The sequence below is a fragment of the Hyphomicrobiales bacterium genome, from assembly GCA_016710435.1.
Taxonomy (GTDB): Bacteria; Pseudomonadota; Alphaproteobacteria; order Rhizobiales; family Aestuariivirgaceae; genus Aestuariivirga.
On the sequence record JADJVV010000001.1, the window covers coordinates 765,945 to 779,512 of the forward strand.

A 13,568-nucleotide genomic window follows, 5' to 3' on the forward strand; every position below is an offset into this window, starting at 1 on the left:
CGAACCATTTGGGCGGCGGGCCTGAGTCTTCACCATAGAGACCTTCGCGGAAGATCCAGTAGCGCCGGCCCTGCTCGTCCTCGATCATGTAGTAGTCGCGCGGCCGCGTGCCCGTGTCGCCGCGCCACCATTCCGGCGCGATCCGTTCCGGCCCGGCATGGCGCAGGATGCGCCGCGTGACACGCCGCCAGGTGAGTGACATGGGCGGGCCATCCGGGCACCGCGGCGATGACGCGGGCGGGCTGCGGCGGCACGAAGATCATCAGCGGCCGCTCCGGCAATCCGCCGCCTCCCGCCGGTGGCAGGGGCATTCCCAAGGCCTGCGCCTCTTCCGACCGCTCCGGCAGATGGCTTTCGACAGCGGCAAGCTGCGTGATCGCCCGTTCCTGCCGGTTCATCACCCGGTCGTTGAGCTGGGCAAGGTTGCTGGCCGTGTTCTCCTCCATGAAGCCGTATTGCCGCGCCACGGCAGAGCCCGCCTCGCGCACCTCAAGCGTCATGGCATCGATGCCGAAGCCCGCATCCAGCGTCTCCAGCCGGGGCGAGAGCAGGCGGAACAGATGTCCGCCGTCATGCGACGGCACCGTGAGGCCAATGGGCACCTGCACCCGCCCGCCATCACTGCGGAAGAGCTTGAGAATGAGCCGCAAGGCCCCTTCACCCTTGGCCTCCAGCGCCCGCGCCACCTCGGCGGAAAGGGTGCGCAGCACCGTTACCAGCCCTTCATGGGTGATGACCGGCTCCAGGAACCCGCGGTGCGCCATGACCGAGGTTTCAGGATTGACCGCATTGAGCGGTTCGGCCCTCTGGCCCAGCAGTTCATCAAGGCGGAGCAGCACGTTTTCATGGATGCTTTCCCCACGGAAGCGCCGCGCCAGGCTCGCCCGCGGCAGGCTGGTGAGGGCCCCGATGGTCTTCAGCCCCAGCCGCCGCAGGGTGCGGGCGGCATCGGCATTGATGCGGAGCGCCTCCACCGGGAGGTCCTGCAGGCTGTCCTCGCCCTCGCGTCCATAACGGGCCAGCGCCCAGGCGGCTCCGATGGTGGCGGCACAGGAAATGCGGGCGGTAAAGCCATAGCCCGCCAGCCGCGCCTTCATGCCCGCCATCATGGCGGCCTCCCCGCCGAAGAGGTGGGGAATGCCCGTCACCTCCATGAGGATGCCATCCGGCACATCCGGGGCGACCCATGGGCTGTAGCGTTCCATCCAGCGGCACAGCCCAAGCAGACTGGCGATGTCCTGCTCCGGCTCATGGGCCTCGCTCAGGAGATCGGGCACGGCGGCGCGCGCATCCGCCAGCCGCTGCCCGCGCATGAGTCCGAATTCCCGCGCCGCCGCATTGACGGCCGCGAGCCGAAGCCCCTTGGCGCCCCGTTCAACCAGCGCGAAGGGCAGGCTTGGGGGCGGCACGGGGGCCCGCCTCTTCCGCCGCGCCCGAATGAAGCGCTCCACCGGAAAGGCCGGGAACCAGAGTGAAACGAGACGGCGCATGATCCTTCTGCCAGTTGAGTGTCCAGGAACCGGGGCGGCCGCCCCGGATGCGGGTAAGGGCCACCTGCCAGGCGGGAAGTCCGGGGGCGCGGAGATCGGATGCGGCCGGGGGCGAGCGTGATGCTGCAATGCACCATCGACTGGAGCTGGCCGTCGAATCCATACTGTATCGAGTCAATACAATAAGGCCGGCAGAGCCTCCGGCCTGCCCCGCCAGAGCCAGCCGACGGGTCGCCGTCAGATCAGCAGTGTGCGCTGCAACATCACCCAGAACCACGGATAAACAGCCGGATTTCAGAGCCTCCTCCAGGGTCCACAACAGGGCCACGGGACGCTTCAGGCTGAGCGTGAGAAAGCGGGCCCGGGGAAGGCCAATGGCCGCCACGCCATGACCAAAAACATGACCATACTCCCGCTGTTCAGTTTCGAGACGACACCATAAAACGGGGCGTTTCTCCCGCGGGTCTGTCAGGCGCCGAACCGCCAGCGCCAGGGCAAAGCCACAGGCCGCCGGGAAGTCGCCATAGGCGGCAGGCGAGATGTCATGAAGGCCTGTCCCGGCCAATCCCTCGCCCGGCAGGAACCTGTCGAGGTCCGGAAGGCCCAAGGTCCAGGGTACGCTGTCCCGGCGCGATGCCCGTCGCCCGGGAGACGGCTGGACCCCTGCGTCTCCCTGCCGGGCCAGATGCTCCCGCAGGCGGGCGATCAGGGCTTGCGCCTCCTCCCGCTCCGGCAGAACCCGGGCCACGGCAGGCATGGCGGCAGGCTCCCCTGCAGGAGAGCCGGTGAGTGAGGCAGACGCCGGGCGCGAAAACGCCCCCGCCGCCCGAAGGGGCATCGGGTTGATACGCATGACAGGATGTCCAGAATGTTCTGTATTTGTTCTGTCACGCACAACCGCAAGAGTCAAGCCCGCAAATGTGCCTTAATTCTTAATAAGGGAATGAACCCTCATCAATTCAGCATGAACAACGCCGCATTGAGCGCGGTGGCGAAGCTGACCCAGGCGAGATAGGGCACCATCAGGAAGGCGGCGAGGCGGCTTCTGAAGGAATAGGCGAAGATCATCGCCGCGATCGCAATCCACAAGGGGATGATGTCGAGCAGCCCCAGCCCCGGCGAACGGGCTCCGAAAAACAGGAACGACCAGGCGAGGTTCAAGAGCAGCTGCGCCGCGAAGATGAGCATGGCGCCCCGCGCATTGCCCTTGCGCCAGACCAGCCACGCCGCAATGCCCATGAGAACGTAGAGCGTCGTCCACACCGGCATGAACAGCCACGGTGGCGGCGTCCACGAGGGCTTGGCCAGGGTCGGATACCAGTCCGCCACCGATTGGGCCGTGGCCCATCCGCCCAGCGCGCCCACCGCGAGGCACAGCACGATGAACCCCAGAAGTGCCAGAAAATCCCGCATGATCAACCTTTACATCATCCCGTTGACGCTGCCGAGCGAGGCCCAGAACATGAGCCCGCCAAGTGCCGCGATGCCTGCTCCGGCGAGCAGGCGTACAACCAATACGACACGCTCCAGCATTTGGTTCCCCAATCCGGCAAACCGCAATGCCGCACCCTTGGCAAACACCGCCAGCGCAGCGATGGCCGAGATGGTGATGAACACCCCGAGCCCCATGGCCAGCGTGGACAGGATTCCCGCCCAGTAGAGCCCCATGCCCCAGGAAAACAGCAGCACCAGCAGCGCCCCCGAACAGGGCCTGAGGCCCACCGCCAGCGCCAATGACAAGGCCCGCCGCCACGACCAGTCTCCCCGGACATCAGCCGCCGCCGGCACATGGGCATGGCCGCAGCCGCACTCCGGCCCGTGCACATGACCAGCAGGAAGTGATGCGGACATGGGCTCCGCCAATTCGAAGCGGAAGCCATCGTCTGCGCCCATCGCCACGCCTGCCGGCACGGGTGCCGGTGCGGGTGCCGGTGCGGGTGCCGGTGCGGAAACCGCCACCGCCGGCCGCCGCAGGCCGGTCCAGATCAGATAAAGCCCGAGTCCCGCGATCATGAGATAACTGGCGCTTTCCAGGAAGCCCGCCACGTCTCGCGCCATGCCGGCAGCACTTCCCACCAGCGCCAGCAACGCGGTCACGATGATGATCGCCGTCAGGGCCTGGAACAGGGCGCTCAGGGCGGCGATGGCGATGCCGCGCTTCAGGTCGTTCTGCGTGGCAACGAGCCAGCCCGAAATCACCACCTTGCCATGCCCCGGACCGGCAGCGTGGAAGACGCCATAGAGGAAGCTCACGAACACCAGCGTCCATCCCGCCTGCAGCGGCGAATCGGACGCAAGCCCGCGGATCGCACCGGAGAGCCTGTGATAGAAATTCTGCTGCTTGTCCCGCGCCCAGCGCACCGGGTCCTCGCTGAACGGCGTCTCGATGATCGACCCGTCGGGATTGCGGGGAGGCACCAGCAGTTTGCGCTTGTCGATCACGATCTTCGGCGGCGGTGGCGATGATGCACCCTCCTGCGCCAGCACCGGCAGCGAGAACCCTCCCGCCAGCATCATCAGCACCAGAACCGCGCGGATCAGGAGCCGCATGTCACCACCATCGGGCGCGCGAAGAGCGAGCCAAAATCCTCGCCCGTGTCATTCACCCAGTCCGTGCCCTTGTCGGCCAGGAAGTTGCGCTTCTTCTCCAGTTCCTCATCGCTGAGGAACGGCTTCAGTTCCCAGCTGCAGCCCTGCGGCAGCGTTCCCTCCACATCGACGGGATCATCCTTCACGTAATCGAAGGAGATGAAGAAGTCGGGGTCATAGACCTTGTAGTCGAACACGCCCTTGCGCGGATCGGCCGGTGTCACCAGCGGGAAGACAAAGGCCAGCGTCAGGCGGTTGTTCTCGTAGATCTGCGTGTAGTCCGTGACCTTGCCATGCGGCAGCGGCTTGTTGTTCTGCCGCATCACGGCGAAGTAGTCGGACTCCGCGAGGTTTGCGATATTCTCGTCGGTGAGCGGCTTGATTTCTTCCGGTCCATAGGTGCCGTCACCGTTCACATCGAGTCCATCGAGTGCGAAGCCGCTGTAGGCTTCATCGAAGGTCCACTCCATGCGCACACCGGTGATGAGGCCCTGTGCGTCCACCATCAGGCTCGTGCGCACATCGGCCCACACATGCGGATGCGCCGACGCCGAAGACAGGCCCACGCCGCAGAGAAAGACGAGAGAAAGGATGGGCCGCCGCATGTCGCTCCAAAATCCGATTCGACGCCTGCAATGATCGGAGAATGGGGCGAGAAAGTGAAGGCCTCACCCGGCGAGGCAGTCTTTCAGGCTCTGCGCCAAAGTGCTCAGCAATGTGCCGTAGGCCTGCTTGCCCGGCACCAGCGTGCTGCCGATGCCGTCGACAACACCACTGCGGGCGGGCGTGTCCTCCGTCACGGCATCTGCGGCGCGCGCCGAGAACTGCGGCTCACGGAACACACACACGGCACCCGATTCCTTGACGATGTCGCGCACCTCCTTCAGCCGCTGCGCCGACGGTTCGCTCGCGGCAAAATCCGTGATGCTTCCAGCCGCCGTGAGGCCAAAGCGCCTTTCGAAATACTGGTAGGCGTCGTGCTGCACGAGGAACGGTTTGCCGCGCACATCCGCAAGGTCGCGGCGCAACGCGGCTTCCAGTGCATCAATCTCCGCCGACAAGGCCCTGGCATTCGCAGCGTATTGCGAGGCATGATCCGGATCGGCTTTCGCCAGCGTCCCGGCAATCGCCGCCCCCATCAGCTTGGCATTCTCGGGATCAAGCCAGAGATGCGGGTCGTAGGCCGCCGTGCCGTCGGCATGGCCGTCCTCCGCTTCGCCCGCGTCATGCACATGTGCCGGAAAGGTGGCCCCCACACGGATCGGCAGCTTCGTCAGGCCCGGCGTGTCCGAAAGGGCGACGAATGTCCGGCGGTTCACCGCTTCGCTGCCGCTCAATTCATCAAGCTTCAGTTCAAGGCCGTGACCGATCATGAACACCACATCAGCGGACCCCAGCGCCTCGATCTGCCGCGGCGCGTAGGAGGCCTGGTGTTCACTGCTCAGCCCCTGCAACAGAAGTTCCGGCTCCCCCACGCCGTCCATGATCGATGCCACGAGGGAATGTACCGGCACGATGGACGCAATGACGCGGGGGCCGGCGAGTGCGCCGGGCGTAGAAATCGCGGTCCCGAGTGCGAGCGCTGCAAGGCAGGTATTCAGGCGCATTCACCCTCCCATGGTTGGATATGTTATAACATAACATATCCAGGCGATCGATCAAGTCCGGTTTTCCTCCCCCTGCGCACGCGATCGTGACGCCCCCGCGACGCTGCCTGCCTTGCGCCACGGCCAATCCCCTGCCAGAGAGCCGGGCATGGATTTGAATGTCAGCATCGGCGCGGCTCTTCTGGCGGGAGCTCTCAGCTTCCTCTCCCCTTGCGTGCTGCCGCTGGTGCCGCCCTATCTCTGTTACATCAGCGGCGTCTCGCTGGACGATCTCTCCGGAGAAGAAGTAAAGGTACAGAACCATCATCGCCTCCGCGTGATGCTGGCGGCCCTGTGCTTCGTGCTCGGCTTCACCACCGTCTTCGTGCTGCTGGGGGCCACGGCCTCCGCCGCCGGGCAGATGCTGCGCCAGTATCTTCCCGTGCTGACGCAGGTGGCCGGCATCGCCATCATCGTCATGGGGCTGAACTTCCTCGGACTCTTCCGCCTCTCCTTCCTCGCGCAGGAGAAGCGCTACCATCATCCCGGCGAAGGCGTGACGCTGATCGGCGCTTACGGCATCGGACTTGCCTTTGCCTTCGGCTGGACGCCCTGCATCGGGCCTGTGCTGGCCGCCATTCTCTCAGTGGCAGGATCGACGGAAAGCGTCAGCAAGGGCATGAGCCTGCTCGCCATCTATTCGCTGGGCCTCGGCATTCCCTTCCTCATCGCCGCCTTCAGCCTTGATACGTTCCTCGGCTTCTCCCGCAAGTTCCGCCGCCACATGCCGAAGGTGGAGCGCATCATGGGACTGCTGCTCGTGATCACCGGCGTCATGTTCCTCACAGGCTCCATGCAGACGCTCTCCTACTGGCTGATCGAGTGGTTCCCCGGCCTTGCATCCATCGGCTGATCGTCCAGGAAAATCTGCGCTCTGACGGGACCGCCAAGATTCAGGCGAATGGATCGGCATCAATAACCCAAGGCGATTTTGATGGTTCTGCAAAACATCAAAACGCTGTAGTGTCCGGCACGAGGACCAAGACCCATGGCAGCGGCGAAACTGGAAGGCATTCAGGCCTGCGTCTTTGACGCCTATGGCACGCTGTTCAACGTCGCCGCTCCGGTGGAAAAACTCGCAGGCGAAATTGGTGACAAGGCGGTGGACCTGGCGCCTCTCTGGCGCCGCAAGCAACTGGAATACACCTGGCTCCGCAGCCTCATGGGCGTGCATGCCGATTTCTGGCATGTGACGCGCGAGGCGCTCGACTACTCCCTCAAGCAACTCGACATCAATGAAGCCGGCCTCGCCGATGAATTGATGACGCTCTATCTCAAACTCGATCCCTACCCCGATGCGCTGGAGGGTCTCGCGGCGCTGAAGAAGAAGGGCAAGCGCACGGCCATTCTCTCCAATGGCTCGCCATCGATGCTCGATTCAACCGTGCGCCACGCCGGGATGGACAAGCTCTTCGATCACGTGCTGTCGGCCGAGGAAGTGGGCATCTACAAGCCAAGCCGCCGCGTCTACCGTCTCGCCATGCAGAAGCTGGTGATCCACGACACGCCATCGATCTGCTTTGTATCCGCCAACACCTGGGATGCACAGGCCGCAGCCCAATTCGGCTTCCAGGTGGTGCGGATCGCCCGCCAGCCCACCATCGACGACAACATCCCCGGCAAACCCGCCCGCGTGATCACCAGCCTCGTTGAGTTGGCGGAACTGGTTTAGCGCACCCTCAAAACCAGCCCGCGGCTGGGGGTGGTCCCGGTTTCGCCGGGCATCGACACGTAAGGCTCCGTCTCTTCGGCGCGGCTCACACGTCCTTCTGATTCGAGGGCCGCCACGCGCTCCGCGAAGCCTGCCTCCCACAGGGTGTTCTTCACGGTCAGCACGATGATGCCGCCGGGCCGCGTGATGCGGATCAGCTCATCCAGGCCTTCCGCGCCAACGTGACCGGAGGTGAAGACGCCCGCCGAGATGACGCCGCCATAGCTGTCATCGGCAAAGGGCAAGGGCCCGCCCAGCGCCAGCACATGAAAGGCGGAATAACAGCGCTTCGTCTCGGCCACCTTCAACATGCCCTCGGAAATATCCAGCGCTTCGACTTGCGGGTAGCCCATGATCTGCAACCATTCCCCGATCAGGCCCGTGCCCGCTCCGGCGTCCAGCAGGGGCGCTGTTCCTTTTGGCAGGTGGCGCGCCAGCAGGGCGAGGCAGATGGTGGGATGGCGGTAGCCCGCCTGCGCCATCTCGGCGTCATAGGTGGCCGCCCACTTGTCGTAGAGGGCCGCAACGTCCGTCGTGCTTCGGGAGTCATAGACAGCTCCGAGAAAGCCGTCGTGCTTCGCGCCGTCACCTTGCCCCATGATCTCTTCCCAAAGTTGTTTTTTGCATGTTAGCGTTTTGCCATGACGCCAGAAGAAGAAAAAGACGCCCGCGACGCCATGCGCGTCATTCCCACCCTCTCGGCCTATTCCGGCCCCATTGAGCGCCTGGGTGGCCTGACCAACCGGGTCTACCGCGCCGGGGGCCATGTGCTGCGCATCCCCGGCAAAGGCACGGAGGAATACATCAACCGGACCCATGAGGCGGAGGCAGCCCGTGTCGCCGCCACGGCGGGCGTGAGCCCCGAAGTGATCCACGCCGATCCACAGACCGGTGTGATGGCGACCGTGCTGGTGCCCGATGCCGTGACCATGTCGCCCGACGCCTTCCGAAGCCGCAAGGGCTCACCCGCCCGCGCCGGACTGGCACTCCGCCGCCTGCACACCTCGGGCGGACTCTTCCCGTTCCGCTTCGAACTCTTCGCCATGATCGACGACTATCTCAAGGTGCTGGCAACCAAGGATGTGGACCTGCCGGACGGTTATCATGACGTGGTGCGCGAGGCCGATGCCATCCGCGCCGCACTGGCGCGCAAACCCGCACCGCTTGTTGCCTGTCACTGCGATCCCTTGTGCGAGAACTTCATCGACACCGGCAGCCGCATGTGGATTGTCGATTGGGAATACTCCGGCATGAACGATCCCATGTGGGACCTCGGAGATTTGTCCGTCGAGGCAGGCTTTGACCAGACGCAGGAGATGGAGATGCTGTCGGCCTACTTCGATGGCGCGCCCGCCGCCGCCGATCACGGCCGCATGGTGATCTACAAGGCCATGTGCGATCTGCTGTGGACCCTGTGGGGCCTGATCCAGCATGCCAACAAGAATCCCGCGGATGATTTCGCGGCGTATGCCCTCAACCGCTTCAACCGCTGCAAGACTCTGATGGCAGCGCCGGGGTTTGCCCGGCATCTTGCCGCCATCTGATCTCAGGCGGCTTCGCCCCGCACCGCCGCCTCGATCGCGGCAACGTCGATCTTGCGCATGGGCATCATCGCATCGAAGGCCCGCTTGGCAACGGCACCACCCTTGGCCATGGCATCCGTCAGGACGCGCGGCGTGATCTGCCACGACACGCCCCACTTGTCCTTGCACCAGCCGCAGGCGCTTTCCTCGCCGTGATTGTCCACGATGGCGTTCCAGTAGCGGTCGGTTTCAACCTGGTCGTCGGTAGCGATCTGAAAAGAGAACGCCTCGTTGTGGCGGAAGGCCGTACCGCCGTTGAGGCCGATGCACGGAATGCCGCAGACGGTGAATTCAACGAGCAGTACCTGGCCCTTCTTTCCATCCGGAAAATCCGAGGGCGCGTAGTGGATGCCCGTCACCTTGCTGTCGGGAAATGTCTCCGCATAGAAATTCGCGGCCTCTTCGGCGTCGTGGTTGTACCACAGGCAGATTGTGCTCTTGTTCATCGCAAGTCCTCCTCGGCCGCCGGGGCTTCAACGCCGAAGGCCCGCGTGCGGTTCCACCGTTACACCCAGCGCACCGCATAGATCTGTGGAAGCGTGGAACTGACCTGCTTCCACCCCTCGCCACCGTTTTCGCTGACCCACAGGTTGCCCGTCGTCGACCCCATGGCAAGGCGCTTGCCGCTGCCGTCAATGGCGAGGCCGTGGCGGAAGACGAGATCATAGGCATTCTTCTGCGGCAGGCCCTTGCTGAGGCTCTTGAACGTCCGCCCGCCATCCTGCGTGCGCGTGACCACCAGCGCACCGCCCACGGGGATTCGCTTTTCATCCTTGATGCCCGGCACGAACCACGCCGTGTCAGGGTCTTGCGGATGAACAGCAACGCCGAAGCCGAATGAAGAGGGCTTGGCCTTCACCTCGCGCCACGTCACGCCATCGTTGACTGATTTGAAGATGCCGGCGTGGTGCTGCACCCAGAAGCACGACGGGTCTCCGGCACATTGCACCATCATGTGCGGGTCTTGCGTCTCGGGGTTGGCCACTTCTTCCGGCGGACCATCGCCAAAGCGCATGCCATGGGCCGACTGCGCCCAGGTCTCGCCGCCATCCTTCGTGACCCACACGCCGCCGCACGAGACCGCAACGCGAACCGTATCCGGATCGCGGGGGTCAACGCAGATCGAGTGGATGCCCGGAATGTCGGCACCGCCGCCCAGCCACTTGTTGCGCGACGGGTGACGCCACAGGCTTTCCATCAACTCCCAAGTCTCGCCCCGGTCACGCGAGCGAAAGAGACCGCCCGGCAAGGTGCCGGCCCAGAGCGTGCCCTTCTGGTTGGGACCACCCGTCTCCATCGACCAGATCAGTTGCGTGGACCAGGTGACGGGCTTGCCCCAGCCATCAAGATCGACAAGCGTCTCCGGCTTCCTGGGATAGGCGGGCGTGGTGATTTCCTTCCAGCTTTTGCGGCCCCTGTCGCGGCGATGCAGTTTGATGCCGAAATGCCCGTGGTTCAGCGCCGCATAGTCGGCCCCGTCACGGGGGTCGTGCAGGGTGAGGGTGACGTTGTCTCCCAGGAAATGGGCATCCCGCACCATCCATCCCCGGCTTCCCTTCGCCACATCGAACAAGCCCTTGCGGGTGGAAACCATGAGGGATGGTGCCATTCTAGCCTCCCGAGAGGGCCTGCATGACCCAGATTTGCGAAGTGGGCGTCACGATGTCGGAGAGATGGTGCCGGTCGTTGATGGCCTGGCCGTCGATGAGGATGCGCATGTGCTTGCGCAGCGCCCCCTGGTCATCCAGCAGATAGTGGCGGAGCTGCGGATTGGCCGCGAAGGCGCCATCCAGCACGGCCCTGACCGTACCTCCGGTGCTCTCCACGCGCGCGCAATCCACATGGCGCCGCAGGTTCGAGGTGAAATGGACAGTGGCCATGGGCCAAAGGCTAACACGGCTTTTGTCCTTTGACCAATCCCGCCCGCGACCCTAAGGGAAGGCCACGCAATCTCCGGGAGCATCAGATGAAAGCCAAAATCACCTGGATCAACGGCCGCGCCTTCCTGGGCGAGTCGGGCTCGGGTCATGCCGTCGTCATGGATGGTGCGCCGGAGGCGGGAGGCCGCAACATCGGCGTGCGCCCCATGGAAATGCTGCTGCTCGGCCTCGGCGGCTGCACCGCTTTCGACATCGTGATGATCCTCGAAAAGGCGCGCGAGAAAGTGACGGGCTGCGAAATCGAACTCGACGGTGAACGCGCCACGGAAGACCCCAAAGTTTTCACGAAAGTCACCATGACCTACGTGCTGAAGGGCCACGGACTGAAACCCGCCGTGGTGGAGCGCGCCGTCAAACTTTCGGCGGAAAAATACTGTTCAGCCTCCAAGATGTTCGAGAAGACCGCGGAGATTTCCCACGCATGGAAGATCATCGAAGCCTGAGCCCCGGCGCTGCCGCCATCGCCCTGCCGCTGCTCATGCTGTGGCTGGCGGACAGCGCGACGGTCACGACTGCGCCCAGGCTGCTGCAGGGCCCCGACATAATTTCCGCCTTCGAGGGCAAGACGGTGGAAGGCGCCTACAATGACGGCTTGGCTTTCCGCGAAACCTATTTCAGCGGCGGCAACATCGACTACTGGGATCCCCGCGCCTCAAGCGGCGGGCAATGGTCCGTCGTCAACAACCTGTTCTGCACCTTCTACACGGCGATGACCGGCGGCTGTTTCCGCATCGTGCAGGTGAGCGCCAACTGCTTCGATTTCTACGCCGCCGCCGACAGTGAACGGGAGGCGATGGACCCGGCAAAGCGCTCCGACTACACCGCCCGGGGCGCGGTGAAGGGAACGGCGTCCACCTGCCCCGACGAATTGCAGGCCTGAGCCCGTCTTGTCACGGCGCGCCCTGCGTTCCATGCTGGGCCCATGTTTGACGATCAATCCGCCCGCCGCGCCGCCTCCATTCTCATCGGACATTGGCGCGAGGAGAGCCGCCTCGACCGGCTGCCCCCTGCCTGCGCTCCCGCCACGAGGGCCGAGGGCTATCGCGTGCAACGTCACTGGCAGGATCAGTCCTCGCAACCGTTGGCGGGATGGAAGATCGCCGCCACCAGCATTGCCGGGCAGAAGCATATCGGTGTTGATGGTCCACTCGCCGGTCGCTACATCGCGGAGCGCGTCGTCTCCTCGGGCGGCCACATCCCCTTCGGCAACAATCACATGCGCGTGGCGGAGGTGGAATTTGCCTTCCGCCTCGGACGCGACCTGCCGCCACGGTCCGCGCCCTATCGCGACGACGAGGTCTTCGCAGCGGTGGCCGCCCTTCATCCCGCGATCGAAATTCCCGACAGCCGCTACGATCACTTCGAGACAGTGGGTGCAGCAGCCCTCATTGCCGACAATGCCTGCGCCCACTGGCTCTGCGTCGGCGAAGCAATGCCGGACACATGGCGCACGCTGGACCTTGCGCGCTTTGTGCCGGTGGGCCGCGTCTCGGGCAAACCTGAGGTGAAGGGCCTCGGCGCAAACGTGCTGGGCTCACCCCGGACCGCCATGACATGGCTCGTCAATGAACTGTCCGCCCATGGCATCACCGCACGGGCGGGCGAGGTTGTCACCACCGGCACCTGCCTTGTTCCCATGCCCATCGCCGCAGGCGATACCGTAGAGGGCGACTTCGGCACGTTGGGTCGCGTGACCGTCTCCCTCACCTGAGGCCTGCCTCACCCGCATGGCAAGTGTGTGTGCATTGCCCTTGCGATTAAGCGCACAATTTGGAAAAGACCGTTCACCTCAACCCCCGCCCCACAAGGACCTGCCCATGCCTGCGATTTCCGACCTCGCCGAACGCCGCGAGATGGTTGCCATTTGCCGCAAGATGAATGCCAGCGGCATCAACCAGGGCACCGCCGGAAATCTCTCGCTGCGCATCGGCGACAAATTCCTCATCACGCCGTCATCACTGCCTTACGACACCATGACGCCCGAGGACATTGTGGAGATGGCCTTCGACGGCACCTATGTCGGCCGCCGCCCGTCTTCGGAATGGCGCTTCCACCGGGACATCCTCAAGCACCGCACCGACATTGACGTCGTGCTGCATTGCCATTCCGTCTACGCCACCACGCTGGCCGTGCACCACAAGACCATTCCGTCCTTCCATTACATGACCGGCGTTGCCGGCGGCACCACCATCCGCTGCGCCCGCTATGCCACCTTCGGCACGCAGGCACTGTCCGATGCGGCGATCGAGGCGCTTGAGGGCCGCCTCGCCTGCCTGCTTGGCCAGCATGGGCAGATCTCGCTCGGCAAGACGCTGGACAGCGCATTGTGGCTTGCCACGGAAGTGGAAACGATCTCGCGCCTTTACGTGCAGGCCCTCACGCTGGGCGATCCGCCCATCCTGCCCGACGACGAGATGGAACGCGTCATCGCCCAGATGAAGCGCATGAGCTATGGCCACGGGCCCGAAGCGGAAGGCTCCAACGACGTTGCCCGCCCGCGCAAGGTCTGACGTCCGGGCGGCCGCTCGCATCCCTAAAATTTGAGGCAATCTGTTTCGGAAGCATTCGCATTCCCTCTGTAGGATCATCCCTGACCTGAAGGGGCACCC

The 13,568-nt window shown here is 64.4% G+C and carries 17 protein-coding genes; 7 read left to right on the forward strand and 10 right to left on the reverse strand.

Features of this window, described 5'->3' with window-relative positions; all coding sequences use genetic code 11:
- Nucleotides 1–29: 29 nt before the first annotated feature.
- From IPM06_03715 to IPM06_03740, 6 genes are all read right to left on the reverse strand, one after another.
- Nucleotides 30–1,409, reverse strand: a complete 1,380-nt coding sequence (locus IPM06_03715) for a DNA polymerase Y family protein (protein ID MBK8769522.1) — start codon at nucleotides 1,407–1,409, stop codon at nucleotides 30–32.
- On the reverse strand, nucleotides 1,375–2,247 hold the full coding sequence (locus tag IPM06_03720; protein MBK8769523.1) for a hypothetical protein: 873 nt from the start codon (nucleotides 2,245–2,247) through the stop codon (nucleotides 1,375–1,377). Before IPM06_03720 ends, IPM06_03715 begins: the two co-directional genes overlap by 35 nt.
- A 197-nt stretch (nucleotides 2,248–2,444) precedes the next feature.
- Nucleotides 2,445–2,903, reverse strand: a complete 459-nt coding sequence (locus tag IPM06_03725; GenBank protein MBK8769524.1) for a tryptophan-rich sensory protein — start codon at nucleotides 2,901–2,903, stop codon at nucleotides 2,445–2,447.
- A gap of 9 nt (nucleotides 2,904–2,912) precedes the next feature.
- The gene (locus tag IPM06_03730; GenBank protein MBK8769525.1) at nucleotides 2,913–4,040 is read right to left on the reverse strand and encodes a nickel/cobalt transporter; all 1,128 of its coding nucleotides are present in this window, start codon (nucleotides 4,038–4,040) and stop codon (nucleotides 2,913–2,915) included.
- Complete coding sequence (locus tag IPM06_03735) at nucleotides 4,028–4,684, reverse strand: DUF1007 family protein (protein ID MBK8769526.1); 657 nt, start codon at nucleotides 4,682–4,684, stop codon at nucleotides 4,028–4,030. The genes IPM06_03730 and IPM06_03735 overlap by 13 nt, the downstream gene beginning before the upstream one ends.
- Nucleotides 4,685–4,747: 63 nt before the next feature.
- Nucleotides 4,748–5,686 carry a zinc ABC transporter substrate-binding protein gene (locus IPM06_03740; GenBank protein MBK8769527.1) on the reverse strand — a complete coding sequence of 313 codons (939 nt, stop codon included), beginning with the start codon at nucleotides 5,684–5,686 and terminating at the stop codon, nucleotides 4,748–4,750.
- A 148-nt stretch (nucleotides 5,687–5,834) separates the two neighbouring features.
- On the opposite strand from IPM06_03740, the gene IPM06_03745 reads away from it, so the two are divergent.
- Nucleotides 5,835–6,578, forward strand: a complete 744-nt coding sequence (locus IPM06_03745; GenBank protein ID MBK8769528.1) for a cytochrome c biogenesis protein CcdA — start codon at nucleotides 5,835–5,837, stop codon at nucleotides 6,576–6,578.
- A 135-nt stretch (nucleotides 6,579–6,713) separates the two neighbouring features.
- Nucleotides 6,714–7,397 carry a haloacid dehalogenase type II gene (locus tag IPM06_03750; GenBank protein MBK8769529.1) on the forward strand — a complete coding sequence of 228 codons (684 nt, stop codon included), beginning with the start codon at nucleotides 6,714–6,716 and terminating at the stop codon, nucleotides 7,395–7,397.
- Here the strand turns inward: IPM06_03750 and IPM06_03755 are convergent.
- On the reverse strand, nucleotides 7,394–8,035 hold the full coding sequence (locus IPM06_03755; protein MBK8769530.1) for a class I SAM-dependent methyltransferase: 642 nt from the start codon (nucleotides 8,033–8,035) through the stop codon (nucleotides 7,394–7,396). The two genes, IPM06_03750 and IPM06_03755, sit on opposite strands and share 4 nt — an antisense overlap.
- A 42-nt stretch (nucleotides 8,036–8,077) precedes the next feature.
- Here IPM06_03755 and IPM06_03760 point away from each other — a divergent pair, with 42 nt between their 5' ends.
- Complete coding sequence (locus IPM06_03760) at nucleotides 8,078–8,980, forward strand: phosphotransferase family protein (protein ID MBK8769531.1); 903 nt, start codon at nucleotides 8,078–8,080, stop codon at nucleotides 8,978–8,980.
- Nucleotides 8,981–8,982: 2 nt separating this feature from the next.
- On the opposite strand, the gene IPM06_03765 is transcribed toward IPM06_03760, so the two are convergent.
- Genes IPM06_03765 through IPM06_03775 form a run of 3 tightly spaced genes read right to left on the reverse strand, consistent with a single transcriptional unit; the run spans nucleotide 8,983 to nucleotide 10,899 of the window.
- Entirely contained in the window at nucleotides 8,983–9,465 is a 483-nt protein-coding gene (locus IPM06_03765; GenBank protein MBK8769532.1) for a VOC family protein, read from the reverse strand.
- 59 nt (nucleotides 9,466–9,524) lie between these two features.
- The gene (locus tag IPM06_03770; GenBank protein MBK8769533.1) at nucleotides 9,525–10,628 is read right to left on the reverse strand and encodes an exo-alpha-sialidase; all 1,104 of its coding nucleotides are present in this window, start codon (nucleotides 10,626–10,628) and stop codon (nucleotides 9,525–9,527) included.
- Between the two features lies 1 nt (nucleotide 10,629).
- Entirely contained in the window at nucleotides 10,630–10,899 is a 270-nt protein-coding gene (locus tag IPM06_03775; protein MBK8769534.1) for a MoaD/ThiS family protein, read from the reverse strand.
- An 86-nt stretch (nucleotides 10,900–10,985) separates the two neighbouring features.
- On the opposite strand from IPM06_03775, the gene IPM06_03780 reads away from it, so the two are divergent.
- The 4 genes from IPM06_03780 (at nucleotide 10,986) to IPM06_03795 (ending at nucleotide 13,469) form a co-directional block, all read left to right on the forward strand.
- Nucleotides 10,986–11,402, forward strand: a complete 417-nt coding sequence (locus tag IPM06_03780; GenBank protein ID MBK8769535.1) for an OsmC family protein — start codon at nucleotides 10,986–10,988, stop codon at nucleotides 11,400–11,402.
- Complete coding sequence (locus IPM06_03785) at nucleotides 11,381–11,839, forward strand: hypothetical protein (GenBank protein ID MBK8769536.1); 459 nt, start codon at nucleotides 11,381–11,383, stop codon at nucleotides 11,837–11,839. Before IPM06_03780 ends, IPM06_03785 begins: the two co-directional genes overlap by 22 nt.
- A 42-nt stretch (nucleotides 11,840–11,881) precedes the next feature.
- Nucleotides 11,882–12,670: a hydratase gene (locus IPM06_03790; GenBank protein MBK8769537.1), complete on the forward strand. Its 789-nt coding sequence runs from the start codon at nucleotides 11,882–11,884 to the stop codon at nucleotides 12,668–12,670.
- A 142-nt stretch (nucleotides 12,671–12,812) separates the two neighbouring features.
- Nucleotides 12,813–13,469 (forward strand): class II aldolase/adducin family protein, encoded by a 657-nt coding sequence (locus IPM06_03795; GenBank protein MBK8769538.1) that lies wholly within the window; start codon nucleotides 12,813–12,815, stop codon nucleotides 13,467–13,469.
- The last annotated feature ends 99 nt before the right edge of the window (nucleotides 13,470–13,568 follow it).